The sequence below is a fragment of the Lysobacter niastensis genome, from assembly GCF_015453285.1.
GTDB classification, from domain to species: Bacteria; Pseudomonadota; Gammaproteobacteria; order Xanthomonadales; family Xanthomonadaceae; genus Lysobacter_J; species Lysobacter_J niastensis.
In genome coordinates this window covers 222,247-247,964 of sequence record NZ_JADLZT010000002.1, presented here as the reverse complement: position 1 = coordinate 247,964, position 25,718 = coordinate 222,247, and the positions used below count along the sequence as shown (strand labels likewise).

Sequence of the window (25,718 nt, the reverse complement as noted above, 5' to 3'; positions counted from 1 at the left end):
CTCCGATCCCGTGACGAGGCCCTTGATGAAACCGCAAAGCGTCATCGCTTCCACCGGCGCGGCATTGCTGACCGCCCTCCTGTGTGCATGCCAGGGTCCGCAGGCGGCCAGCGCAGCGTCCGCCGCGCCGGCAACCGCAGGGCCTGTCATGGCGACGCCGGTGATCCCGCGTCCGGCCAAGGTCGAGCCGCGCTCCGGCGAGTTCGTGCTGGGCGCTGCCACGCACCTGCAGGTGCCGGGTGGCGACGCCGAGGTCACCCGCATCGCGCGCGATTTCGCCACGCGCCTGCAGCAGGCGCGCGGCCTGCAGCCGCAGATCGGCACCGCCGGCGGCGACGGCGCGATCCGCTTCAATCTCGACCCGAAGGCGTCTTTCGCCAGCGACGAGGCCTACACGCTCGACATCACCGCGCAGGGCGCCACGATCAGTGCGCGTGCGCCGGCCGGACTGTTCTACGGCGCGGTGACGCTGTGGCAGCTCGCCACCGCCGACGGCGGTCGCGGCGACGCCCGCATCGCCGCGCAGCGCATCGACGACGCGCCGCGCTTCGTCTGGCGCGGGTTGATGCTCGACGTCGCGCGCCACTTCCGCAGCGTCGACGAGGTGAAGGCGCTGCTCGACCAGATGGCGCTGCACAAGCTCAACACCTTCCATTGGCACCTGACCGACGACCAGGGCTGGCGCATCCAGATCCGCCAGTACCCGAAGCTGACGGAAGTCGGTGGATGCCGCATTCCCGCCGGCGCGGCAGGACGAGACGAGAAAGGCCAGCCCAAGCCGTACTGCGCGTTCTACACGCAGGACGAGATCCGCGACGTCGTGCAGTACGCGGCGCAGCGCTACATCACCGTGGTGCCGGAGCTCGACCTGCCCGGCCACGCTCAGGCCGCGATCGCGGCGTATCCGCAGCTCGGCGTGACCGGCAAGGCGCCGCCGGTGTCTCCTGACTGGGGCGTGCACACCTGGCTGTTCAACGTCGACGACAGCACCTTCACCTTCCTCGAGAACGTGCTCGGCGAAATGATGGAGCTGTTCCCGTCGAAGTACATCCACCTCGGCGGCGACGAAGCCGCCAAGGATCAGTGGCAGCAGTCCGCCGCCGTGCAGGCCAAGCGCAAAGCGCTCGGCCTGAAGGACGACATGCAGCTGCAGAGCTGGTTCATGGGTCGCCTCGGCAAATACATCGAATCCAAGGGCCGCCGCCTGATTGGCTGGGACGAGATCCTCGAAGGCGGGCCGCCCGCCGATGCGACGGTGATGTCGTGGCGCGGCACGCAGGGAGCGATCGAAGCCACGCGCGCAGGCCACGACGTGGTGCTCGCGCCGGCGCCCGACCTCTACTTCGACCACATCCAGAGCGATGCCGCCGACGAAACGCCGGGTCGCCTCGACGTGTTCGCGCTGAAGAGCGTCTACGAATACCCGGTCATTCCGCCGCAGATCGACCAGGCCCAGGTGCACCACGTGCTCGGCGCGCAGGCCAACCTGTGGACCGAGCACCAGCGCACCAACGACCGCGTGCAGCGTGCGTTGTTCCCGCGTGCCGCTGCGCTGGCCGAGAACACCTGGACGCCGGCCGCGCGCCACGACTGGAATGATTTCCTGAAGCGCATGCCGGCCGAGATGGCGCGCTACCGCTCGACAGGTTTCCATGCCGCCGACAGCGCGTTTGCCGTGCGCTTCGCAGCGCAGCCGGCGGCGGCTGGCGCCACCGTCACACTGGCCAACCAGACCGGGTTCGGCGAGTTGCGCTACACCACCGACGGCAGCGAGCCGACGCCGGCATCCCAGGCATACACGCAGCCGCTGACGGTGCCGCTGCCGGCCACGATCAAGGCCAACGCCTTCGCCGATGGCGTGCCACTTGCGGCCACGCGCAGCTTCAATGTCGATGCGCACAACCTCCGTGCGCGCGGCAGCCACGCGCTGCGTTCATGCAAGAAGGGTCTGGCCCTGCGCATGGAGGACGATGCCCCGGCCCAGCCTGGCGGCGAGCGTTCCCTCCTGCTGGCCGACGTCTTCGACCCGTGCTGGGTCTACGACGGCGCCGAACTCGACGGCATCGCCACGCTGGAGGTCCGCGTCGGCCAGCTGCCGCACAACTTCCAGCTGTGGAAGGACGCGCGGCTGGTGGTCACGCGCCCGGCCAAGGTCGAGGGTGGCGCGCTCGAGGTCCGCGTCGACGGCTGCGAGGGTGCTCCGGTGGCGACGCTGCCGCTGGCGCCGGCGCGCAAGTCCGACGGACTGACGGTGCTGCAGGCGGCGCTGCCTCCGCAGACCGGGCGCCACGACCTCTGCTTCACCTTCGCCAGCGGCGAGTACAACCCGATGTGGGTCATCGACCAGGTGACCCTGCTCCCCAAGGCGGAAGTCACCGGGGCGAACTGATCCAACGGTTGGCCCTCGCGGGCCGCCGCACCGTCCCGGGCCGTTGGGGAGCGGCCCGGGGCGGGACGGCATCGACGGCCGCTCCGCACCCGCGAGCGGCCATGCCAGGCAAGGCCTGAAGCGGTAGCATTGGGCTCGTGGCACAGGGGGATTCACCAATGTTCAAGCACAGCCTTTTGTTCGCGGCGCTGCTCGCCGTGGCCGGTACCGCGCAGTCGCAGTCGCTGCCGAAGCCGGCGGAGTTCTATTTCGACGCCGATTCGAACGCGACCCGGCCCGTGGTCGCGGTGAAGGAGACCGGCGAAGCTGCGATGCAGAAGCTCGCCAAGATGGTCGAGCGCGACAACAACGCCGACAACGCCGCCGCGCAGCTTGCGCATCTGGCGATGGAAGCGGGGCGTGTCGATCTCGGCCGCCAGCTCTACGCGCGCGCGCTGTCCGGCATCGACAGCAGCGATGGCGTCTGGCGTGCCGTGGTGTGGAACTACGGCTGGGACCTGTACCGCTCGGGCGACGATGCCGCGGCGTTGGACCAGTGGCGCAAGCTGCTGACCACGCGTGGCGTGACCGCCTCGTGGATGCCGCCGACGTTCGCGCTGGCGCTGTGGACGCTGGGCCGCAAGGAAGAGGCCGTGCAGTGGTACGGCGCCGCCGTGCGCAGCGAACCGCAGCAATGGCGGTCGGCCGATCGTTTCGCACAGCTGCTGCCGGCCTGGCGCGATGACGAGCGTGCTTCGCTCACGGAAGTGCATGCCGCCTGGGCGGAGAATCCGCCAGCCTGGCCTTGATGCGATTGTTACGGCGCCAGGACTTGTCCCGGCGTTAACAGGCCTTAACGACGGGCGCGTTCATCGCGACCGCCCGTCGGCGCCGTTGCCGTTGTAGATCGCACGCGGCTAGAGTGGCCGTGCCACGCGGGGGAATGGTCCCGGCGCGTTGGCGCCACGGACTGTCATACCGCGCACCCGCAACGGTGAACGGATGTCCACGTCGACACTCAGCGTCATGGTGGTCGAGGACCACGGCTTCCAGCGCCGCATGGCAATGCGGCTGCTGTCGGAGCTGGGCGTCTCGCAGATCGGCCAGGCTGCCGATGGCGGCAGTGCCCTGTATCAGCTCGAGCGGCGCAGCGCGCCGGTCGACGTCGTCATGGTCGATCTCGACATGCCCGGCATGGACGGCATCGAGTTCATCGGCCGCCTCTCCAAGAGCCAGCTGGCGCGTTCGGTGCTGGTGGTCAGCGCGCTCGATCCGGCGCTGCTGATCGCGGTGCAGACGATGGCTCGTGCCTACGGCCTGCACGTGCTGGGCTGCGTCGAGAAACCGCTGACGCGCGACAAGCTGGCGCACGCACTGGCCGCCTTCGATGATCGCGTCGAGGAGCTTCCGGTCGACAGTGCGATCGAGGTCGCCGTCGCCACGGTGCGCGAGGCGTTGACCGCCGGCGAGATCATGCCGTGGTTCCAGCCGCAGGCGCGGTTCGGCAGCGGCAAGGTGGTCGGCGTGGAGGCACTGGCGCGCTGGCGCCGTCCTGATGGAACGATGGTGCAGCCATCGCGCTTCATCCCGGTGGTGGAACGCGAGGGCCTGGTCGACACGCTGACCGACCACATCCTCACGCATGCGTGCCGGTGGAAGCACGACTGGGACGATCAGGGCCTGCACCTGAACCTTTCCGTCAACGTCTCGCCATCGACATTGACCGATGCGGGCGCTGCCGATCGCTACCAGAAGATCGTGGAATCGCAGGGCGTGGACCCCGGCGAAGTCGTGCTCGAACTCACCGAGAGTTCGGTGATGTCCGATGCGGCGAGCGGCCTGAGCGTGCTGGCGCGACTGCGCCTGAAGGGCTTCGGTCTGTCGATCGACGACTTCGGCACAGGCTATTCCTCGCTGGCGCAGCTGTCGCAGATTCCTTTCACCGAACTGAAGATCGACCAGGGCTTCGTCGCCGGCGCGCGCGACCAGCCGCGCAAGCGTGCCGTCATCGAAGCCAGCCTCGACCTTGCCCGCAAGCTGGAACTCGAGGTCGTCGCCGAAGGCGTGGAAACGCTGGACGAATGGCAGATGCTGGCCGAGATGGACTGCGGCATGGCGCAGGGCTACCTGATCTCGGCGCCGGTCATCGGCACTGAACTCACCGGCGTGGTCTCGCGCTGGCGAAGTCCGGAGATGTGAGCGGCAGGATGAACCTGCACATCACCGAGTGGAGTTTCCGGCGCAAGGTCTGGGCCGTGTTCGCGCTGTTCCTGTTCACCGGCATCTGCGTGGTCGTGCTCGACGAGATCGGACAGTCGCGCAGCCGGCAGGCGTTGCATGCGGTGAAGGACGATGCGCTGCTGACCCTGCGCAGGATCAGCATCGTGTCCGACGCCTACGGCCTGGACGTGGTCGACACGACCTTCCGTGTCCGCAGCGGATTGATGACGTGGGATCGCGGTCTCGTCACGCTCGACGCCGCGACAAAGCGCATCGACACCACCTGGCACGAGCTGGAGCGGATGCCGCGCGCACCGGCCGAGCAGATCCTGTTCGCGCAGGCGCAGCGCTCGCGCGAGCGTGCCGACGCTGCCGCCGGGGAACTGCGCCGCATCCTCGCCTCGCGCGACACGGAAGCCCTCCAGGTATTCGCCAACGACCGCCTGTATCCCGCAGTCGACCCGGTCATCGACAGCCTCAAGCAACTGTCCGACCAGCAACTGGTGGAAGCGGAGCAGGTGGTGCAGCGCAACCTGTCGCGGCAGGAGCGGTTCAGCGCGTTTCGCATTGCACTGTCCGCGCTGACGCTGCTGATCGTCGCCCTGGTCGCGAACCACATCCTGCGCAACGCCTATCGCGGCATCGAAAGCCTGGCGGGCCTGGCCGAAAGCATGCGCCGCCACGAGTACACCGCCGAACCCTCGTACCGGCCGCATGGGGAGCTGGGCCAGGTGATGGAAGGCTTCATTCGCATGCGCAGCGAGGTACGCGCGTTCGAAATCGAGTTGACCGAGCAACTGGCCAGCAACGAGCGCGTGCGCGGCGAGCTCGAGCGCCGCGAGCATTTCCTGAGCTCGCTGCTGTCGGCGGCGCAGGCCGCGGTCATGGCGATCGACGACCAGGGGCGGTGGATCGTGTTCAACCCGTTCGCCGAACAGCTGCTGGGCTGGCGTGCCGACGAGGTGCTGGGCAAGTTCATGCGCTACAACGATCCGCCGCTGCCGGACGATGCGCCACCGCTGGCCACCGCGGGGCAGATCGAGGCGACCGTGTCGATGCTCGAGTCCGCGCTGGGCCGCCGCGTGCCGCCGGACTGGCATGCGGTGTTCGAGCTCGCGGCGTTGCGCCAGGCGCCGGCCGAATGGCGCCTGGTGCGCAAGGACGGGGACCCGGTACCGGTATGGATGGCCTTGTCGGCGTTCCAGGACGAGCGCGGACGCCAGGCTGGCGTGATCGCCGTCGCTATCGACCTGACCGAACAAAAACAGCTGGAGCGCGACCTGCGGGAAAGCGAGTTGCGGGCACGTGCGGCCAGCGAGGCCAAGTCGTCCTTCCTGGCGACGATGAGCCACGAGATCCGCACGCCGATGATCGGCGTCACCGGCATGGTCGAAGTGCTGTCGCACAGCCGGCTGGACCACGAGCAGCGCAGCGCGCTCCACGTGATCCAAGCCTCGGCCGAGGCGCTGCTGCGCATCATCGGCGACATCCTGGACTTCTCGAAGATCGAGGCCGGCCGACTGGAACTCGCTCCGGCTGCCATCGAACTGGGCCAGCTGGTGCGCGACGTGACCGCCAGCTATGCCGGTGCGGCATCGAGCAAGGGTCTGGTGCTGGAAACCAACATCGGCGCGCGATTGGCGCCGGCCTACCGCGTCGACCCGCTGCGGCTGCGGCAGATCCTGGCCAACTTCCTGTCGAACGCGATCAAGTTCACCGAACGCGGCCGCGTCGACGTGACGCTGGAGCGGGTCGGCGAACCGGACGCCCAGGCCGGCAGCGACCTGTTGCGCCTGAGCGTGCGCGACACCGGCATCGGCATCACTCCGGAGCAGCGGCTGCGATTGTTCGAACCGTTCTCGCAGGCGGACAGCGACACCACCCGGCGCTACGGCGGGACCGGCCTCGGACTGGCGATCTGCCGGCGCCTGGCCGAGCTGATGGGCGGCAACATCGACATGGACAGCGCGCCCGGGCGCGGCACTGCCATCCGCCTGACCCTGCGCCTGCCACACGCGCCGCGCGAAGAGGTGCAGGTGACGCAAGACGCCACGCACGCCCCACCGTTGCCGGAGCGTACCGCCCCCAGCGTGGCCGAAGCCGAATCGGCCGGGACGCTGCTGCTGCTGATAGACGACCATCCCACCAATCGCATGGTGATCTCGCGGCAATTGGCGCTGGCCGGATTCGCCTGCGAGACCGCGGAGGATGGACCGACCGGGCTGGAGCTCTGGCGCAGCGGCCGCTACGCGCTGGTGCTGACCGACGTGCACATGCCCGGGCTCGACGGCTACCAGCTGGCGGGTAGGATCCGCGCGATCGAGGCGCAGCAGAACCGGCCGCATACGCCGATCGTCGCGCTGACCGCCTCGGCGATGAAGGGCGAGGCCGAGCGGTGCCTGGCCGCCGGCATGGACGACTGCCTGTTCAAGCCGGTCCCGGTGCTGGAGCTGGCCGCCTGCCTGCATCGCTGGCTGCCGCATACCGCCGCAACGGAACCGGACACGGCGGCGATCGCGGAGGCTCCACCATCGGCGGCATCGCAGGTGCTGGACGAAACGCAGCTCGCCGCACTCACCGGAGGCTCGCCGGAAGAAACGCGCGCGGTCATGGATGACTTCATCGGCGCCATGGCGCAGGACCTGGCGATGCTGCGCAAGGCGCTGGCGAAGGCCGACCTGAGCGAAATCTCCCGTCAGGCACACAAGATCAAAGGCGCCGCGCGCCTGGTCGGCACGATGCAGCTGGCCGAGGCCGCCAGCGCGCTGGAGGCGGCCGGACGCAAGGGCAGCTGGGACGCGGTACCGGAGTTGGCCGAGGATCTCGAAGCGGCGGCTGCGCGCGTACGGCAGTGGATGGAACGCCAGGCGTCCTGAGCGTGACCACCGGCGGGGGCATCGGCCCGCAGCCTCGCGCTAGGATGCGGGTTTACCTTTGCGGAACCCGAGTCAATGCGATCGCTGTTCGCCGCCGTTCTTCTCACCCTGCCCCTGACCGCCATGTGTGCCGACCGCATCACCGGCAAGCCGTTCGCAACCCGCAGCGAGGTCTATGCCCCGCATGCCATCGCCGCGACCTCGCATCCGCTGGCCACGCAGATCGCGCTCGACGTGATGAAGCAGGGCGGCAGCGCGGTCGACGCCGCGATCGCGGCCAATGCCGCGCTCGGACTGATGGAGCCGACCGGCAACGGCGTCGGCGGCGACCTGTTCGCGATCGTCTGGGATCCGAAGTCGAAGAAGCTCTATGGCTACAACGGTTCCGGCCGTTCGCCGAAGTCGCTGTCGCTGGCCGAGTTCCAGCGCCGCAGCCTGACTGAAATCCCGCCGCACGGCCCGCTGCCGGTGACGGTGCCGGGCGCGGTCGATGCCTGGTTCGCATTGCACGGCCGCTTCGGCCGCAAGCCCATCGCCGACGACCTCGCTCCGGCGATCCGCTACGCCCGCGAAGGCCATCCGGTGCATGAAGTGATCGCCTATTACTGGGATCGCAGTGTGCCGACGCTGTCGAAATGGCCGGGCTTCACCGAGCAGTTCACCGTCGCCGGTGATGGCGACGGCAAGCGACGTGGCCCGCGCACCGGCGAGATGTGGAAGAACCCGAACCTCGCCAACACGCTGGAGAAGATCGCCCAGGGCGGCCGCGACGCGTTCTACAAGGGCGACATCGCCCGCACGATCGACGCCTACTTCAAGGCCAACGGCGGCTTCCTCAGCTACGAGGACATGGCCGCCCACACCGGCGAATGGGTCGAGCCGGTCAGCACCAACTATCGCGGCTACGACGTGTGGGAGCTGCCGCCGAACGGCCAGGGCATCGCCGCGCTGCAGATCCTCAACCTGCTCGAACCCTACGACCTGAAGAAGTACGGCTTCGGCAGCCCCGAACACGTGCACCTGTTCACCGAGGCCAAGAAGCTCGCCTTCGCCGACCGCGCCGCGTCCTACGCCGATCCGGATTTCTACAGGACGCCGGTGGCGAAGCTGGTGTCGAAGGAATACGCGCGCGAGCGCGGCAAGCTGATCTCGATGGACCGCGCCGCCAAGGCGGTCGAGCCGGGCGTGATCCCGCAGCTCAACGAAGGCGACACGATCTACATGACCGTCGCCGATGCAGACGGGATGATGGTCTCGCTGATCCAGTCCAACTACCGCGGCATGGGCAGCGGCATGGCGCCCCCGGGCCTGGGCTTCATCTTCCAGGACCGCGGCGAGCAGTTCGTTCTGAAGGAGGGCCATCCCAACTCCTTCGCGCCGGGCAAGCGTCCGTTCCACACCATCATCCCGGCCTTCGTCACCAAGTCCGGCCAGCCGTGGCTCAGCTTCGGCGTGATGGGCGGTGCGATGCAGCCGCAGGGCCACGCACAGATCCTGATGAACCTGATCGACTTCGGCATGAACCTGCAGGAAGCCGGCGACGCGCCGCGCATCCAGCACGACGGTTCGACCGAGCCGGACGGCCAGGCGAAGGCGATGAGCGACGGCGGCGAGCTCGATCTGGAATCCGGCTATCCGTACGAGACCGTGCGCGCGCTGATGCGCAAGGGCCACAGCGTGCGCTTCGCGGACGGCCCCTACGGCGGCTACCAGGCGATCATGGTCAACCCGAACGGCGGCTACGTCGGCGCCAGCGAGTCGCGCAAGGACGGGCAGGCCGCCGGTTACTGACCGATGATCAGCGAGCGCATCGATCCCGCCTTCTGGCGCGAGCGGCTGCAGCGCGATGGTCGCGTGCAGATCGCGGACTACCTGCAGCCTGCCGCGGCGGAACGATTGCGTGATTGCCTCGAGCGCGAGGTCCCATGGACGCTCGCGCTTCGCGATGGATCCGGCGCGCGCACGATCGGCCATGACACCTACGCGGCGATGGACGAAGGCATCCGTGCTGCGCTGCTGGCGCAGACCGCGGCGGGCGCCCGTCTCAATGCCCTGACCGGCCAGGGCGAGTTCCGCTTCGCCTATGACAGCTACATGATGGTTACGGCCTACCAGGAGGGACGCGATCCCGGGCTGGTGCTGCATCGCGTGCTGGAGCTGTTCAACTCGCCCGACTACATCGCCTTCGTGCGCGCACTGACTGGCGATGCGCGCATCCGCCGCGTCAACGCGCAGGCCACGCGCTACCGTCCCGGGCATTTCCTGCGCTTCCACACCGACGAGGAGCTGAGCGAAGGGCGCCTGTACGCGTACGTGCTCAACCTCAGCCGCGAATGGGAGGCGGATTGGGGCGGGCTGCTGCAGTTCATCGACAAGGACGGCCAGGTGGCCGACACGTTCCTGCCGCGCTGGAACACGCTGTCGCTGTTCGCCGTACCGGCCGGACACACGGTGTCGATGGTGGCGCCCTGGGCGCAGCATGACCGCCTCGCCATCACCGGCTGGTTCCTGACGTGACGATGCCGGCCGATCTCAGGCAACGGCTGGCACGGGCCTGGACGGCGCTGCAGCAGAACCAGCCACAGCAGGCTCGTGCCGAATGCGAAGCGCTGTTGCACGAGGCGCCGGACACGTTCGACGCGTGGCGCATGCTCGCCATGGCCAGGCAGGCGCTGGGCGACGTGGGCGGATGCCGCGACGCACTCGAACGGTCGGTGGCGTTGCGCGCCGGCGATGCCGCCGCACGGCTGGATCTCGGCACGGTGCTCCTCCAGGCGGGTGACGCCGCTGCGGCGCTCCCGCACTTGCGCATCGCGATGCAGGCGCTGCCCGGGGAGGCGCGCGCGGCCTTCCGCTTCGCCACCGCCGCCTTCGTCGCCGGCGAGTTCGACGACGCCGTGACCGGATTCGCCGCGGCCACGCAATGCGATCCACGCTGGATCGAGGCCTGGAACAATCTAGCCGCGGCGCACGGCCGCCTGCAGGACTACCCGCAGGCGATCGCGGCGGCGCGAAACGCGCTGCAGTTGCGGCCCGACGCAAGCGCACACCAGGCGCTGGCAGCGCTGCTGTCGAACCTGTTCGATCGCGAATCGCTGCAGGAGGGCCTGCGTTTCGCCGAACGCGCGTTGCAGCTCGATCCGCAGATGGCCGATGCGCACCGCAACGCCGCGATCCTGTTGCGCAAGCTCGGCCAGTCGCAACGCGCGCAGGAGCATGCGCTGCGCGCCGTGCAGCTGGCACCGCGCGACCCGGACAACGTCGATACGCTCGGCGAGCAGCTGCTGCTCAACGGCGATGCCGCGCAGGCCGTCGCGACCTACGAGCGCGCGCTGTCGTCCGGCGTGGTGACGCCCGAACTGCGACGCCAGCACGGCATCGCGTTGTTGCACGACCGCCAGCCGGCTGCGGCGGAGCATGCGCTCGATGCCATGCTGCAGGACCGGCCGGCCGACCAGCGCGCGATTGCCCATCTCGGCCTGGCGCTGGCCGCGTCCGGCGACGTGCGCGGTGCCAGCGAACGGCTCGGCCTGCATCGCCATGTGCATGCGATCGAGTTGCCAGCGCCACCCGGCTTCGCCAGTGCAGATGCCTTCCACGCGGCGCTCGCCGGCGACATCCGCCGCCACAGCCAGCAGCGCTGGGAGCCCGCCGGATTGGCGGCAAGAAAGGCCTATCTCAGCGGCGACCTGCTGGCCGACCGCACCGAGGCGATCATCGGATTCGAACAGCGCCTGCGCGAGACGATCGACGCCTTCATCGCACGCTGCCGCGAATCGGCCGCGGCGCGCGACGACCTGTTCCTGCGCAACGTACCGCAGCGGTACCGTCTGCACGTGTGGGCGACGCAGGCTGCCGAGCAGGGCTACATCGACACGCACATCCACGAGGACTCGTGGCTGTCGGGCGCCTACTACGTCGAACTGCCCGCGGCGATCCGCGACGACGATCCGGGCCATGCAGGCTGGATCGAGTTCGGACGTCCGTACGCCAACCTGCCGTTCTGGCCCGACGCGCTGCATCGCGTCCGTCCGCACGTCGGTACGCTGCTGTTGTTTCCGTCCTACCTGTTCCACCGCACGCTGCCGTATCACGGTGCGGGCGAGCGCATCAGCGTCTCGTTCGATCTGGCGGCGATCTAGTCCGCGGGCACCGTTCGCGATAGCGCCCATTCGCGCAACGCCTGCACCTGCTCGCCCATCAGCACCGACAACGGCCGCGTCTGCTTCAGTTCGGCACGCAGCGTGAAATCGCCGAGCGGGGTCTGCGCCGCATGCGCGGCGTAGAGTGCGGCGACGATGGCCTGTTCGATCTCGGCGCCGGAAAAGCCTTCGCTGGCGGCGGCCAATGCCGGCAGGTCGAATCGCGCCGGATCCAGCGCACGCTTTTTCAGGTGCAGCGCGAACAGTTGTTCGCGGGCGTCGCCTGCTGGCAAGTCCACGAAGAAGATCTCGTCGAAGCGACCCTTGCGCAGCAGCTCCGGCGGCAGCGCGTCGATCTGGTTGGCGGTGGCGACCAGGAACACGCGCGACTTCCGCTCCGCCATCCAGGTCAGCAGGTAGCCCAGCACGCGGCGCGACACGCCCCCGTCGCTGTCGCCGCCGTCACCGGCCAGGCCTTTCTCGATCTCGTCGATCCACAGCACGCAGGGCTCCAGCTGTTCGGCCGAGCCCAGCGCCGCGCGCAGGTTCCTTTCGGTCTCGCCGTGGAACTTGTCGTAGAGCGTGCCGAAGTCGAGCCGCACCAGCGGCACGCCGAAACCGGCGGCGACCGCCTTGGCCAGCATCGACTTGCCGCAGCCCTGCACGCCCAGCAGCAGCACGCCCTTGGGCGGATCGAGGCCGGCCGGCGCTTCGCCGCTGACGAACACCGCGCGGCGCTGCTCGATCCAGCGCTTGAACCTGCGTGCACCGGCGACGTCGTCCATGCGCGCGCTGTCGTACTCGTAATGCAGGTGGCCGCTGCGGTTGAGCAGCTCGAACTTCAGCTTGGCCAGTTGCGGCAGGTCGGACGGCCCGAGCGCACCGTCGTCGAAGATCAGGTGGCGCGCGATCCGGCGCGCGTCGATCGGGTCCAGCCCGCGCAGGTTGCGCACGATCTGCTGCACTGCTTCGCCATCGACCTCCACACGCCGTCCGCCGTTCTCGCGGGCGTAGTTTTCCGCTTCCTCGCGCACCAGCTTGAGCAGGGCATTGGCGTCGGGCATCCGCGGCGTGTAGCGCACGGCCAGCGAATCGAGTTCCGGCGGCAGCTCCACCTTGTGTCCGACCAGCACCAGCACATGCGGCTGGCAGTCGCGGCGCTGGAGGATGTCGCGCAGCATGCGCTGCGTGCTGGCGTAGCCCAAGTAGGGGTGGAAATCGAGCAGCAGGTAGATGCCGCGCTGGGTGGCATCGCGGATGGACTGCAGCGTGGTGGTCGCGTCCGGCGCGACATCCGCTTCGTCCTCGCGGTCGAGGTCGATGCGGCGCAGGCCCTCGGTGATCGACCAGCGGTGCAGGGCGCGCCACACGTGCATCAGCGCTTGGCGGAACAGCTCGACCACACGCGCCTCGTCGCGGGTCTCGATGACGATGAGCGGAGTGTTGGCGCGGATCAGCGCCGTCAGGTCCTGCAGTTCACTCATGGGGCCGGGCATCCGTGTCGGACATGTTCGTGTCGCGATGATAGGCAATGCGATCGGCGGTGAGGACCGCCGTGGCTGCTCAGGATCGCCGCCGCGACGGGTCACGCCTGCGGGCGCGAGTGACGGTAGGCTGGGCAGGGGATGCATGGAGCGGGGGCGCGATGGCCAGGGAATGGGTGGTAGTGGGTCTTCTTGTCGCGGCGTTGTCAGCCGGATGCCAGCGCGTGCCCGGACAGGAAGGCGCCGTCGCATCAGGGAATCCGACGAACACGGTGCCCGCCGCTGCGGCCTCGGCCGCGGCGACGCATGCGGGCACGCGGCCGGCTCGCGCATCGACGCATGCCGAGGCGGAGCAGTGGCAACTGGCGATGGCGTCCGCACGTCGCCAGTACCTGCAGCGGCTGTGGCAGAGCGGCGATGTGAACGATCGCCTTGCCGCGACGCTGTTGTCCGGTGATGAAGGCGGCTCCCCGTACGAGCGGCTGGCGCAGTTGCTGCGCGAACACCCCGACAACGCGCTGGCTGCCTGGCACCTGACCAAGTACTGCGCGTTGGCGGCGTCCTCCTGCGACAGCGCCGCGACGCAGGCGACGTTGCAGCGGCTGGATCCGCACAACGCCGCGACCTGGCTGCTGGCGATGGATGGCGCCGTGATGCGGGACGACATGGCCGCGGCGGCCGAATACCTGACCCTCGCTGCGCAGGCGTCCCATCATGACAACCACCGCGAAGAGACCGTGTCCATGCTGTGGCAGGCCGTCCGCGATCTGCCCATTCCCCCGAGGAGCCAGGCGGTGGCCGAGGCGCAGCGGCAGCAGCTGGAACTGAAGCGCCCGCCAAGCGATGACGACGTGCGGGTCCTCAACGTCGCCGCCGTGGCTGCGGCCCTCGCGGCCCCCTACTACGCTCCGCTCGCAAGGCTCTGCTGGGGCAATCCGCGCATCGACGCGGCCACGTCGGGCGATTGCCGGGCCGTGCTGACGCAACTGGCAAGCGCAAGCGACATGCTCGATCGCGGCTTCGCACTGGGCGGCATCGTCCAGATGACCGCCGGGACGCCGGCGAATACGGCCTGGCGCGAGCAGTACCGGCAGTTCCTGTGGCTGCGAACAGAGGGTTATGCGCGAGTGGGGCAGGATCTGGCATTCGTGCGTTCGACGTGGGCGCAGGGCGAGGTTGGGGCGCTGCAATCGCTGCTGGCACGCGAGGGACTGACGCAGGCGCCACCGGACTGGCTGCCGCGGGCACCCGGTGAGCGCGCCCTGGTGATCACCGGCCACCGCATGCCGGGACATTGAGGCCGTGGTGACCGCCTGCACGAACCGGGTGTAGGCTGCAGGCTCCGTCTGGAAGGAGCTCGCATGAAGACCGTGCTGGTGGCCAGTTCCAAGGGGGGCGTGGGCAAGACCACGATCGCCACCCATCTCGCGGCGCAGTCGGCAGTGGACGGGCTGAACACCGCCCTGGTCGATGCCGACCCGCAGGGTTCCTCGACGCGCTGGGCGCAGCGCCGCGCCGGCATGCAAACGGCGGTGCTGCCGCTCGACGGCACACGCCGCAAGGCGTGGGTCAAGGGCCTGCCCGAAGACACCCAGCGCCTGGTGATCGACGCGCCGGCCGGCGCGATGGCGGGCGACCTCGAACACTTCCTCGAGATCGCCGACGCGGTGGTGGTGCCGGTACAGCCGTCGGTGCTGGATATCGAGGCGACCGTGCCGTTCCTGGACACGCTGGCCCGGCACGCCCGCGTTCGCAAGGGCGAGCTGCGCGTCGGCCTGGTCGGCAACAAGCTCAAGCCGTGGACCAACGCCTCGCAGCAGACGGTCGAGCTGCTCAAGGCGTGGCCCTATCCGGTGGTGTCGCAGCTGCGCGACAGCCAGGCCTACGTGATGCTGACCGCGCTGGGCAAAAGCCTGTTCGACTACCACTCGGCGCAGGTGCGAGAGCACCAGGACGATTGGCAGCCCTTGCTGAAGTGGCTGCGCAAGGCCTGACAAAGGCTGATCCACAGGGCATCCCAGCCGATAAAATGGCGCAACGACGACGAGGCCGTACGCGAATGCGTGAACTGATCCTGCTGCGCCATGCCCATGCTGAGCCCGCCGGAAACGGCCAGGCCGACCTTGACCGCCCGCTGTCGGCTGAAGGGCTGGCTGAAGCGGAGGCCGCCGGCCGATGGCTTGCCGAGAACAAGCTGGTCCCCGACTGCATCCTGTGCTCGCCGTCGCGGCGCACGCGCGAGACGCTGGAGGCAGTGCTGGGCGCGATCGGCTACGTCGACCAGCGCATCGAGCCGGCCATCTACGACGCCACCCCGGGCACGCTGATCGCCATCGCCGACACCCACCCCGAGGTCGAGCGGCTGATGCTGGTCGGCCACAATCCGGGCATGGAGCGGCTGGCAGCGTTGCTGCACAGCGGCCAGTCCGGCGACTACCGCGGCATGCCGCCGGGCGGCATCGCCGTGCTGTCGGTGCCGGGCGGGACGAGCCTGGAGCCGGGCGTGGCGCAGCTCAGCGCCTTCTGGTGGCCGTGAGGGCGAAGCTGCGGCTGATCGCCTTGTCGGTGCTGTGCCTGCTGGCCGGAACCGGAATCGCGCAGACCGCAACGTCCCATTTCGATCCGGCCCACACCCTGTTCAACTTCGAGATGCGCACGCGCTGGGGACAGCGCGTGCTCGGCGTGTTCCCGCGTTATGACGGCGAGTTGCGGGTGCTGCCGGACGGACGCCACCAGGTGCATATCGTGCTGGCGGTCGATTCGCTCGTGGTCGGCAATTCCGAGCGCTATACCCACATGGCGCGCGGCGAGCGCTTCTTCGATGCGGCGCGTTTCCCGGTCGTGGAGTTCCTGTCCGATCCGCATCCGGCCGCCCTGGCGACCGAAGGCGGCCGACTGCGCGGCCGCCTGACCATGCACGGCATCAGCCGCGTCGAAACCTTCAATGTGATGCCGGCCACCTGTGCCCGTCCCGGCCGCGACTGCGATGTCGTCGCCTACGGCAGCGTGCGCCGCAACGATTACGCCCTCGACGGCTGGCAGTTCGCGCTGACCGATCGCGTCCGCTTCACGATGCGGGTGCGGGTGAGGCAGGAGGCGCCGTGAGCGGGAGGTGGGGCCCAACCGCGCGCGCCGTCGTGGCGGCGGTCGCGCTGCTGGCCGTGTCCGGTTGCGCGTCGTTCTCGAACGCGAAGCGCGACCGCGCCACCGAACTGGTCGCGCAGGCGCGTTCGCAGCAGATCGATTGCCACGAACCCGACGCCTGTGCCCGGCCTTCGCCGCTGCGCGAACTCGCCGCCCGGGCCTTCGCCGAATCCACTCCGGAGGCGCCCCGGCACTACGCGCTGATCATCGACCGTGGCCCGGATGCGCTGCTGGCGCGCATCAACCTGATCCGCAGCGCCACCACCACGATCGATGTCCAGACCTACATCTTCGACGAGGACGACGCCGGCCGGCTCGTGCTCGACGAACTGTTGAGCGCCGCCCGCCGCGGGGTGCGGGTGCGCCTGCTGATCGACCAGTTGTCCGCGCTCAAGCATGTCGACACGCTGGCCGCGGTGTCCGCCGCGCACGCGAACTTCGAGATGCGCCTGTACAGCCCCGTGCTCGGACGCGCACGCATCACCTACCCGCAATATGCGTGGGCGGTGGTGTGCTGCTGGAGCCGCCTCAACCAGCGCATGCACACCAAGCTGATGCTGGTCGACGGTGCGGTAGGCATCACCGGCGGCCGCAACTACCAGGACGACTATTACGACTGGGACGACGAGTACAACTTCCGCGACCGCGACCTGCTCGTCGCCGGCCCGGTGGCGCACGAAATGGCGGCGGACTTCACGCTGTTCTGGAACGACCGTCGCAGCGTGCCGGCCGAACGCCTGACCGACGTCGGCGGCAGCCTGCTGAAGAACGGCGTGCCGCCGCTGCCGCAGCTGACGTTCGAGCGGCCGCAGCGCGCCGAGGCGATGCGCCGGGACGCCGACGACGCCACGCTGGTGCGCAGCCGCCTCGCCGATCATGCTCTGCAGGTCGGTGAGGTGCGCTACATCTCCGACACGCCCGAGAAGCATCGCGCCGATGCGCAGAGCGCGGCGGTGGCGTCGGATTCGCTGCGCGGGCTGATCGAGTCGGCGCAGCAGGAAGTGCTGATGCAGACGCCTTACCTGGTGCTGTCGGACGCCGCGCAGGACATGTTCCGGCAACTGCGCCAGCGTCCCAACCGCCCGCGCGTGATCATTTCCACCAACAGCCTCGCCGCGACCGACGCCTTCATCGCCTACGCGCTGTCCTACAAGTACAAGCGCCGCTACCTGCGCGAATTCGGCTTCAACATCTTCGAGTACAAGCCGTTCCCGCTCGACGCGCCGATCGACATCGCCGCCACCGGGGCGCCGCTGCCGGAACCCGAGCCGCCCGCGGCCGAGGCTTCCGTGGAGGCGCAGGAACTCTCGCAGGAACTGTCGCAGGAATCGCGGCAGCAGACGCATCGCGAGCTGCGCCAGCAGTACGACCGGCGCAGCGTGGTCGGCCGCGACCACTACCGCCGCGCGCTGTCGCGCGAGGGCACGGTGCTGCGCGCGGGCTCGAGCAAGGCCAACTGGCCGGTGCCGCTGAAGCGTGCCGGCGTGCGCATCGGCATGCACGCCAAGTCGCTGGTGATCGACGAGCGCATCGGCGTCGTCGGTACGCACAACTTCGACCCGCGCGGCGACCACTACAACACCGAAAGCGCGGTCGTGATCGAGGACGAGACCTTCGCCAAGGCCCTGGCGGCGAGCATCCACCGCGACATCGCACCGGCCAATTCGTGGGTCATCGCGCGGCGCGACAAGCCGCCGGTGTTCTCGGGGCTGGACTACTCGGTCGGCAAGATGTTCGAGGCGATGCCGGTGTTCGACTTCTGGCCGGTGCGCTATGCCACCAGCTACGAGTTCGTGCCGGGACCGGCGTGCCCGCAGCCGTTGCTGCCGAGCGATCCTGGCTTTCGTGCCTGCTACCGCCCGGTCGGCGACTTCCCCGAAGTCGACCTCGGCCTCAAGGGCCTGACCACGCGCATCTTCACCGCCTTCGGCGCGGGACTGGCACCGATCCTCTGATCGCTGTAGTGGGAGCGGCTTCAGCCGCGACGTGAGGCCGGGCGCCGCCCGCGTCCCGAAAGCACGCATTCCGCCCAGATCCTTCCCCGGCCACCGCGCATGGCGCGGCGGCGTTCGGCGTGGCGCGAGCCAGTGGCTCGCAAGCAGCATCGCCCTTTCCCGGCCACCGCGCATGGCGCGGCGGCGTTCGGCAGGGCGCGAGCCAGTGGCTCGCAGGCGGCTCCGCCTTTTTCCCGGCCACCGCGCGTGGCGGTGGCGTTCGGCGGGGCGCGAGCCAGTGGCTCGCAGGCGGCTCCGCCTTTTTCCCGGCCACCGCGCATGGCGCGGCGGCGTTCGGCGATGCGCGAGCCAGTGGCTCGCCTCACCCCCTGTCGTCAGTCATGGCAACCGATTGCCCTTGGGGCCCATCTCTATGGGTGTTCCGATGTTGTGCCCGCCCCGCCGACCAGAATCAGGACTAGTACTTCGGTGGGGTGACTTCCGGCCCATGTCAATATCGAAGTGGTGTTGTACTTTACCAACACACCAGTTCACACCCCGCCAGGACACCACCATGAACGCCTCCCGCAACCTGCAGTCGACCAACTCCAGCCCGAGTCGCGCGGTAGCCGCGGCAGTGGCTGCTTCCCCGGTCCGCCACGTCCATCGCGAACGCGATTTCGGCGTCGGCTATGGCAACAGCAGTGGCTATGCCAGCCAGCGCCGCTACACCGACCAGTGGGCCCCCGCGCGTTTCCGCTGCGTCTGAGTCCGCAACCCCACACATCTTCGTCCCTGCGTCCTCTCCCCCCAAGGATCCCGACATGAACGCCTCGCTCCTCACCAATCTCTTCAACGCCAAGCCGCTTCCGGCCCGCGCCCCGGCTGCCCCGGCCGCCAACCGCCTGGTTCGCCGCGAACGTGACTTCGGCATCGGCTACGGCCGCAGCAGCGGTTATGGCTGCACCCGCCGCTACACCAGCGACTGGGCCCAGACCCGCTTCCGTTGCGCCTGATCCGCTTCAACTCCTGAGATCCAGCCGTCCGGCGGATCTCTGAAACACCGGCCCGAGGGCCCCAAGGATTTCGCCATGAACGCCCTGCTCCGCACCGAACTGTCCACCGTCCAGCCGCTTCCCGCTCGCGCCCCGGTCAACGCCCCGGCTGCCGACCGCCTGGTTCGCCGCGAACGTGACTTCGGCATCGGCTACGGCCGGAGCAGCGGTTATGGCTGCACCCGCCGCTACACCACCGACTGGGCGCAGATCCGCTTCCGCTGCGCCTGATCCGACCAGTTCCTCCGCCCCGCGGTCCGACGCGCCACCCCGGCTTCAGGCGCGTCGGCCGCGGGGATCTTTCTTGTTGGACGATGCCCACCTGTTAACGGTCATTCATCGCAATTGGCAGCACGAAGGCCATACTGGATGAATCATCGAATGCATCGGCCGGCAGCCTCCGCTATCGTGGCGCGATGACCACGACGACTCCCCCCGACGCGGCCCAGCCGCTGTTCCGTCCCACCACGCTCGACGCGGTCAATGCGATGGCCAAGGGCACGGCCATGGAAGCGCTCGGCATCGCCTTCACCGAGATCGGCCCCGACTACCTGCGCGCCACCATGCCGGTCGACGCTCGCACCCGGCAGCCGTACGGGCTGCTCCACGGCGGCGCCTCCGTGCTGCTGGCCGAGACGCTCGGCAGCATGTCCGGGATGCTCTGCATCCGCGAAGACGAGATCTGCGTCGGTATCGAGATCAATGCCAACCACCTGCGCGGCGCGCGCGAAGGCATCGTCACCGGCACCGCGCGGCCGCTGCACGTCGGTGGCCGCACCCAGGTCTGGGAGATCCGCATCGAGGATGAACGCGGCCGCATGGTCTGCATCTCGCGCCTGACCCTCGCGGTCATGCCGCGTCCATGATTCCGCGCTGGCCGGTCGCCCGGCGCTTCGGTATCGTTTCCGCAATGAATGCGCCGTCACCCCACACCGGCGCGACCGCGCATGCCGACGCGCCGGTCGCGCGCGCGCTCCGCTACCTGATCCGTGTCCCGCTGCTGCTGTGGCATGTCGTCATCGACCTGCCGCTGACGCTGCTGCTGACCACGCCGGTCACGCGCAACCTGCGCGTCGGCAACGAGACCCTGGAGCACCGCGCCATCCGCGCCTGGTCGGCCGGACTCCTGCGCGTGTTCGGCTTCCGCCTGCGCCGTTACGGCGAGCCGCTGCCGGGTGCGGCGATGTTCGTCGCCAACCACGTCAGCTGGATCGACATCGAGACGCTGCACAGCCAGCGCATGATGGGCTTCGTCGCCAAGCGCGAAATCGAGAGCTGGCCCGTCGTCGGCTGGCTGGCCGCGCGCGGCGAGACGATCTTCCATCACCGCGGCAGCACCGAATCGCTCGGCGGTGTGCTGCACGAAATGCTGGCGCGGCTGCGCAATGGCCGTTCGGTCGGCGTGTTCCCCGAGGGCGGCACGCGGGGTGGCGGCGAGATCGGCCCGTTCCATGCGCGCATCTTCCTGGCCGCGGTCGAGGCCGGTGTGCCGGTACAGCCGGTCGCGCTGCGCTACGGCCAGGACGGCAACGCACAGCAGGTGGTCGCGTTCCAGAAGGGCGAGAGCTTCATGGGCAATTTCGTGCGACTGCTCGGAGAACCGCAGCGCCTCGCCGAGATCCATTTCCTCGAACCGATCATGCCCGGCGAGACCGATGGCCGCCGCCGCATCGCCGAGCTGGCCCGCCAGCGCATCGTCGAGGCAATGACCAGCTGACTGTGGGGACCGGGCGTTGGCTAGTGCGACCACTCGAATTTCACGGGCTATCGTCCCGCCCATGGTGAATCCGGGCACGCTGACCGCCGCCGACTACCGTCCGCCGCGTTGGCTGCGCAATCCGCACGTGCAGTCGCTGCTGGGCACCAGCCTGCTGCGGCGCCGCCACGGCGAGCGCATCCTCGGCCGCCTGGGCGCCGTGACCCGGCCGTACCTGATCGATGGCGGCGATGGCGTCCGCCTGCAGGGTCTGCACAGCACCGTCCCCGGCACCAACGCGCGCGGCATGGTGCTGCTGCTGCACGGCTGGGAGGGCAGCGTCGATTCCAGCTACATGCGCCTGACCGCGGCGCAGCTGCTGCAGCGTGGCTTCGACGTGTTCCGGCTGAACTTCCGCGACCACGGCGACACCCACGACCTGAACGAGGGTCTGTTCCACTCCAACCGCATCGACGAGGTCGTCCATGCGGCCTGCGATGTCGCCCGGCGCTTCCCGGACCGGCCGATGTCGGTGGCGGGCTATTCGCTCGGCGGCAATTTCGCGCTGCGCCTGGCATTGCGCGCACCTGGCGCTGGCCTGGCGTTGGCGCATGTCGCCGCGGTCTGCCCGGTGCTCGACCCCTCGCGGACGATGGACGCGATGGAGCAGGGGCTGGCCGTCTACATGTGGTATTTCGAGCGCAAATGGCGGGCCTCGCTGGTCCGCAAGCGCGAACTGTTCCCGCAGACGCACGCATTCGACGACCGTGTCCTGGGCCTGCGCATGCGGCCGCTGACCCAGTGGATGGTCGAGCGCCACACCGATTTCGGCTCGCTGGAGCGCTACTTCGACGGGTATTCGATCGCCGGCGAACGCCTGGCCGGGCTGCAGGTGCCGGCCAGCATCCTGATGGCACAGGACGACCCGGTGATTCCGGTCGACGCATTCCGCGCGCTGCGACTGCCCGAATCGGCGCGGCTGGAGATCTCGCCGTGGGGCGGCCACTGCGGATTCCTGGAAAGCGCCCGCCTGGACGGTTTCGCCGAGCGCTGGATCGCCCAACGCATGGAAGACGCGGCCGGCTGAGCAGGGCGCGGGCTCCGGAACCTCCGCAGCGGCTGCACGGCACCGCTACAATCGCGGTTTCGTCCGTATTTCGAGCCGTCCATGTATCAACCGATTATCGACGCCCTGCGTCGTGGTGCCGCCTCCGAAGCGCTGGCCGCCGCGCGCGAGGCCGTCGCCGCCCAGCCAGAAGATGCCACCTCGCACCGCCTGCTGGCCGCGGCACTGCGCCTGGATGGCGACCGCGAGGGCTCCGTCGCCGCCATCGACCAGGCCATCGCCCTGGCGCCGGACGATGCCAACCTGCACCTGGAACGTGCCGGCCTGCTGCTGCAGGAGCGCCAGCTCGACGAAGCCCAGGCCGCGCTTGCCCGCGCCGTGGGTCTCGATCCGAACCAGTTCCCCGCCTACATCGTGCAGGCGCAGCTGGCGCTGGGCCGCGGCGACCTCGACGAAGCCGAGCGTATCGTCCGCATCGCTTCGCGCATCGCGCCGGATCATCCGCACGTGTCCGCCGTCGAAGGCACGCTCGCGTTGCGCCGCGGCGATGCCGACAAGGCGCTGGGCATCCTCAGCCGCGCCGCCGAGCGTGCGCCGGACGACGCGCAGCTGCGTCACTCGCTCGGCTTCGCCTACCTCGCCAAGGGCCACCTGGCCTTCGCCGAGCAGGCGTTCCGCCGTCTGCTCGAAGCCAATCCGTCCTCGCGTCCGCTGCGCGCGCTGGTCGCCGACATCGTCGCGCGCCAAGGCCGCCCCGCCGAAGCCGCGGACGAACTCGCGCCGCTGCTCGAAGGCGGTCATGCGACGCCGGCCCTGCAGGTGGTCGTGGGTGAGCTCGAACTCGCCGCCGGCCGCAACGAGCGTGCGCTGGCGGTGCTGCGTCCGGCATTCGCGGCGCAGCCTGAGGCCCGTCGTCCGGTGGTCGCGCTGTGCGAGGCCTGGCGCCGTCTCGGTGCCGAGGACGAAGCGCGCGACACGCTCGATACCGCGCTGACCGAGCATCCGCAGGCCGCCGACCTGTGGCACGCGCGCCTGCTGTTCGAGCCGTTTGCCGAAGCCGGTGCCCGCAACGTGGTCGAGCGCTGGCTGCAGGCGATGCCGGAATCGATCCAGGCCATGCAGGCGATGGCGACGATCCACCAGCAGGCGGGCGAGGCAGAGCAGGCCGAAGCGATCGCCTGGCGCATCACCGAACTCGAGCCGGGCCACACCCAGGCCGAGATGCGCGTGGTCGACCACCTGATGCAGCGCGATCCGGAAGGTGCCGTGAGCCGCGTCGAAAGCCTGATCAGCCGCGCACCGGACGCAGCCGTCAAGCGCAACCTGCGCCAGTTGCTCGGCCGCGTGCTCGACAACGCCGGGCACCACGCCGCCGCCGCGGAAACGTGGGTCGAGTTGCAGGCCGAAGCGGCACCGAACCGTCTGCCGCTGCCGCCGACCAGCACCCGCACCGGCGACTGGCCGGAGCTGGCGCCGTTGTCGGACGCGCCGAAGGGCGTGCTGCTGCTGTGGGGCCTGCCCGGTTCGCTGGTCGAACGCGTCGCGGTCACCTTCGACATGGCCGCCGGGCCGCTGCGCGCCGACCGTTTCGCCTCGAGGCCGCCGAACGACCTGTTCCAGCGCTACGACACCGTGACCATGCTCGATTCGGGCGCGGCCGACGGCGAAGCCCTGGTCTCGCAGTGGCGCGACCTGCTGCCGTCGCGCGAGATCCAGGACGGCAACATCTTCGACTGGCTGCTGTTCTGGGACAACGCGATGTTGCGCGCGCTGCGCCCGCATCTGGGCGACGCGGTGCTGATGGCGGTGATCCGCGATCCGCGCGACATGCTGCTGGACTGGCTCGCCTTCGGTGCGCCTGCGCCGTTCGCGCTGGAATCGCCGGTGGTCGCCGCACGCTGGATGGCGCAGTCGCTGGAGCAGCTCGCCGACCTGCACGAGCAGAACCTGTACCCGCACCGCCTGATCAAGCTCGACGAGATCGCCGACCAGCCGATGGGTATCGGCCAGGCCATCGCCGATGCGCTGCAGATCAGCATCGCCGCCGCGCCGCAGCAGGCGCTCGGTCCGCAGCGCTTCGAGCCCGGCCACTGGCGCAAGTACGCCGGCCCGCTGGCCGAGGCATTCGCGCTGCTGTCCCCGGTGGCGCAGCGCATGGGCTATCCGGCCGCTTGACGTGAAGCCCCTCTCCCACCGGGAGAGGGGTTGGTGTGAGGTAGTTCCATCGTCGGAGATCGCAATGCAGATCCGCAGTGACAGCTTCGAACATCGCCACCGCATTCCGGCCGAGTTCGCCGCCGGCCAGGCCACGGCCGACGGCTTCGGTTTCGCACCGAACCGCAATCCACACCTGGCGTGGGATGGCGTACCGGACGGTACGAAGTCGTTCGCGCTGCTGTGCATCGATCCCGATGTGCCGACGGTGCCCGAGATGGTCGGCAAGGAGGGCGTGCTGATCCCGTCCGACCAGCCGCGCTGCGATTTCGTGCACTGGGCCGTGGCCGACATTGGCGCCGCCGTGCGCGAGATCGCCGCCGGCAGCTGCAGCGATGGCGTGGTGCCTCACGGCAAGCGCAATCCGTCGGGTCCGGCAGGTTCGCGCCAGGGCCTGAACGACTACACCGGCTGGTTCGCAGGCGATGCATCGATGTCGGGCGACTGGCAGGGCTACGACGGCCCGTTCCCGCCGCCCAACGACCTGCGCCTGCACCGTTACTTCTTCCGCCTGTTTGCGCTCGACGTCGAGCGCCTGCCGCTGCCGGAGAAGTTCAGCGCCGCCGACGTGTTCGCAGCCATGCACGGGCATGTGCTGGCCGAGGCGGCGATCCACGGCACCTACTCGCTCAACCCGGCAGTGAAGGACTGAGCCCAGCGTCGACGAGCTGGGCTTCCGGCTTCAGGCACCGCGATTACTTGCCTTCGCGGACCGTCTCCGACTCCACGACCATGTCGAGCACGTAGGCCACCGAGGATGCGTCGGCTGGCGGGTTGCGCACATCGTAGCGCTTCAGCCGCAACACGTTGCGCACGCCATCGGTGTGCTCGTACCCCTCGATCTCCTGGTACAGCGGCTGCCACGGTCCGGGCGTGCCGGTCTTCAGCCCACGCTCGTCGTAGTGCACGTCCCTCACCTGCAGGCACTGCATGTCGCGGATCAGCGGGTGGCTGCACGGCTTGCGCTGTGCCGCCACTTCCATGAACACCGTTTCGCCCGCGCCGCCGTAGCGCGTCTGCGCAGTCGCCTCGCCGTTGAACGTCAACGCATCGCCGCTGGCCGAGGTCAGGGTCAGCTGCGGAACATCGCCGCGTTGAACGGCCAGTGCCTGCGGCGACTCCAGGCGCATGCCGACCTCCCTGTCGAGCGCCATCAGCTTCGGATCGGCGCACGCCATCATCGTCGAGGCCATGCGCGGGATCGCCAGTCGTCCGCCTTCGAGCGTGTAGGCACCGCCCATGCGATTGCATGTGTTGGTCACGCTGATACGTCCGTCGGAGAAGTCGAGTTGCACCGGACGTTCGGCCCTGACGAACAGGGCGTCGATGCGCCGGCCCTGCGCGTCGACCGCGTTGGCGAGCTTCCAGTGGTAGCCGCCGAGCAGGGTGGCATCGGCCGTCGCAGCTGCAGCTGCCGGTGCAGGCGGCGTGTCCGTGTCGTGCACCGGCTTGGCGCAGGCCGCCAGAGCCAGCGGAAGGGTCAGCAACGCGAGCCGCTTCATGTCCTTTCTCCCGGGGA

At 69.3% G+C, this 25,718-nt stretch carries 22 protein-coding genes; 20 read left to right on the top strand and 2 right to left on the bottom strand.

What is annotated here, in order from left to right:
• The first annotated feature begins 25 nt into the window (after positions 1-25).
• From IU514_RS03870 to IU514_RS03840, 7 genes are all read left to right on the top strand, one after another.
• Positions 26-2,389 carry a family 20 glycosylhydrolase gene (locus tag IU514_RS03870; protein ID WP_194929759.1) on the top strand — a complete coding sequence of 788 codons (2,364 nt, stop codon included), beginning with the start codon at positions 26-28 and terminating at the stop codon, positions 2,387-2,389.
• Between the two features lie 158 nt (positions 2,390-2,547).
• The gene (locus tag IU514_RS03865; RefSeq protein ID WP_194929758.1) at positions 2,548-3,177 is read left to right on the top strand and encodes a tetratricopeptide repeat protein; all 630 of its coding nucleotides are present in this window, start codon (positions 2,548-2,550) and stop codon (positions 3,175-3,177) included.
• A 193-nt stretch (positions 3,178-3,370) separates the two neighbouring features.
• Positions 3,371-4,567 (top strand): EAL domain-containing response regulator, encoded by a 1,197-nt coding sequence (locus IU514_RS03860; RefSeq protein ID WP_194929757.1) that lies wholly within the window; start codon positions 3,371-3,373, stop codon positions 4,565-4,567.
• A gap of 8 nt (positions 4,568-4,575) precedes the next feature.
• The gene (locus IU514_RS03855; RefSeq protein WP_194929756.1) at positions 4,576-7,464 is read left to right on the top strand and encodes an ATP-binding protein; all 2,889 of its coding nucleotides are present in this window, start codon (positions 4,576-4,578) and stop codon (positions 7,462-7,464) included.
• A gap of 75 nt (positions 7,465-7,539) precedes the next feature.
• Complete coding sequence (ggt, locus tag IU514_RS03850; protein WP_194929755.1) at positions 7,540-9,255, top strand: gamma-glutamyltransferase; 1,716 nt, start codon at positions 7,540-7,542, stop codon at positions 9,253-9,255.
• 3 nt (positions 9,256-9,258) lie between these two features.
• Complete coding sequence (locus IU514_RS03845) at positions 9,259-9,981, top strand: 2OG-Fe(II) oxygenase (RefSeq protein ID WP_194929754.1); 723 nt, start codon at positions 9,259-9,261, stop codon at positions 9,979-9,981.
• A gap of 2 nt (positions 9,982-9,983) precedes the next feature.
• A complete protein-coding gene (locus IU514_RS03840) occupies positions 9,984-11,606 on the top strand; it encodes a putative 2OG-Fe(II) oxygenase (RefSeq protein WP_228760498.1) in 1,623 nt (540 codons plus the stop codon).
• On the opposite strand, the gene IU514_RS03835 is transcribed toward IU514_RS03840, so the two are convergent.
• Complete coding sequence (locus IU514_RS03835; RefSeq protein ID WP_194929752.1) at positions 11,603-13,090, bottom strand: AAA family ATPase; 1,488 nt, start codon at positions 13,088-13,090, stop codon at positions 11,603-11,605. The genes IU514_RS03840 and IU514_RS03835 overlap by 4 nt on opposite strands.
• A 161-nt stretch (positions 13,091-13,251) precedes the next feature.
• Here IU514_RS03835 and IU514_RS03830 point away from each other — a divergent pair, with 161 nt between their 5' ends.
• The 13 genes from IU514_RS03830 (at position 13,252) to IU514_RS03770 (ending at position 24,851) form a co-directional block, all read left to right on the top strand.
• Positions 13,252-14,388, top strand: a complete 1,137-nt coding sequence (locus IU514_RS03830; protein WP_194929751.1) for a hypothetical protein — start codon at positions 13,252-13,254, stop codon at positions 14,386-14,388.
• Between the two features lie 63 nt (positions 14,389-14,451).
• A complete protein-coding gene (locus IU514_RS03825) occupies positions 14,452-15,084 on the top strand; it encodes a ParA family protein (RefSeq protein WP_194929750.1) in 633 nt (210 codons plus the stop codon).
• 65 nt (positions 15,085-15,149) lie between these two features.
• On the top strand, positions 15,150-15,626 hold the full coding sequence (locus IU514_RS03820; protein WP_194929749.1) for a SixA phosphatase family protein: 477 nt from the start codon (positions 15,150-15,152) through the stop codon (positions 15,624-15,626).
• Positions 15,623-16,195, top strand: coding sequence for a YceI family protein (locus IU514_RS03815; protein ID WP_324187776.1), 573 nt, complete (start codon positions 15,623-15,625; stop codon positions 16,193-16,195). The genes IU514_RS03820 and IU514_RS03815 overlap by 4 nt, the downstream gene beginning before the upstream one ends.
• Positions 16,192-18,189: a phospholipase D family protein gene (locus IU514_RS03810; RefSeq protein ID WP_324187775.1), complete on the top strand. Its 1,998-nt coding sequence runs from the start codon at positions 16,192-16,194 to the stop codon at positions 18,187-18,189. The genes IU514_RS03815 and IU514_RS03810 overlap by 4 nt, the downstream gene beginning before the upstream one ends.
• Before the next feature lie 553 nt (positions 18,190-18,742).
• Positions 18,743-18,937, top strand: coding sequence for a hypothetical protein (locus tag IU514_RS03805; RefSeq protein ID WP_194929748.1), 195 nt, complete (start codon positions 18,743-18,745; stop codon positions 18,935-18,937).
• 55 nt (positions 18,938-18,992) lie between these two features.
• Positions 18,993-19,184 (top strand): hypothetical protein, encoded by a 192-nt coding sequence (locus tag IU514_RS03800; protein ID WP_194929747.1) that lies wholly within the window; start codon positions 18,993-18,995, stop codon positions 19,182-19,184.
• Between the two features lie 75 nt (positions 19,185-19,259).
• Positions 19,260-19,454 carry a hypothetical protein gene (locus IU514_RS03795; protein ID WP_194929746.1) on the top strand — a complete coding sequence of 65 codons (195 nt, stop codon included), beginning with the start codon at positions 19,260-19,262 and terminating at the stop codon, positions 19,452-19,454.
• A gap of 257 nt (positions 19,455-19,711) precedes the next feature.
• Positions 19,712-20,089: a hotdog fold thioesterase gene (locus IU514_RS03790; RefSeq protein WP_228760495.1), complete on the top strand. Its 378-nt coding sequence runs from the start codon at positions 19,712-19,714 to the stop codon at positions 20,087-20,089.
• A complete protein-coding gene (locus IU514_RS03785) occupies positions 20,086-20,940 on the top strand; it encodes a lysophospholipid acyltransferase family protein (protein ID WP_386760308.1) in 855 nt (284 codons plus the stop codon). Before IU514_RS03790 ends, IU514_RS03785 begins: the two co-directional genes overlap by 4 nt.
• Before the next feature lie 61 nt (positions 20,941-21,001).
• Positions 21,002-22,006 (top strand): YheT family hydrolase, encoded by a 1,005-nt coding sequence (locus tag IU514_RS03780; protein ID WP_194929744.1) that lies wholly within the window; start codon positions 21,002-21,004, stop codon positions 22,004-22,006.
• Positions 22,007-22,087: 81 nt separating this feature from the next.
• A complete protein-coding gene (locus IU514_RS03775) occupies positions 22,088-24,160 on the top strand; it encodes a tetratricopeptide repeat protein (RefSeq protein ID WP_194929743.1) in 2,073 nt (690 codons plus the stop codon).
• A 64-nt stretch (positions 24,161-24,224) separates the two neighbouring features.
• Positions 24,225-24,851 (top strand): YbhB/YbcL family Raf kinase inhibitor-like protein, encoded by a 627-nt coding sequence (locus tag IU514_RS03770; protein WP_194929742.1) that lies wholly within the window; start codon positions 24,225-24,227, stop codon positions 24,849-24,851.
• Between the two features lie 43 nt (positions 24,852-24,894).
• Here IU514_RS03770 and IU514_RS03765 read toward each other — a convergent pair whose 3' ends face one another.
• The gene (locus IU514_RS03765; protein ID WP_194929741.1) at positions 24,895-25,701 is read right to left on the bottom strand and encodes an META and DUF4377 domain-containing protein; all 807 of its coding nucleotides are present in this window, start codon (positions 25,699-25,701) and stop codon (positions 24,895-24,897) included.
• Positions 25,702-25,718 lie beyond the last annotated feature (17 nt).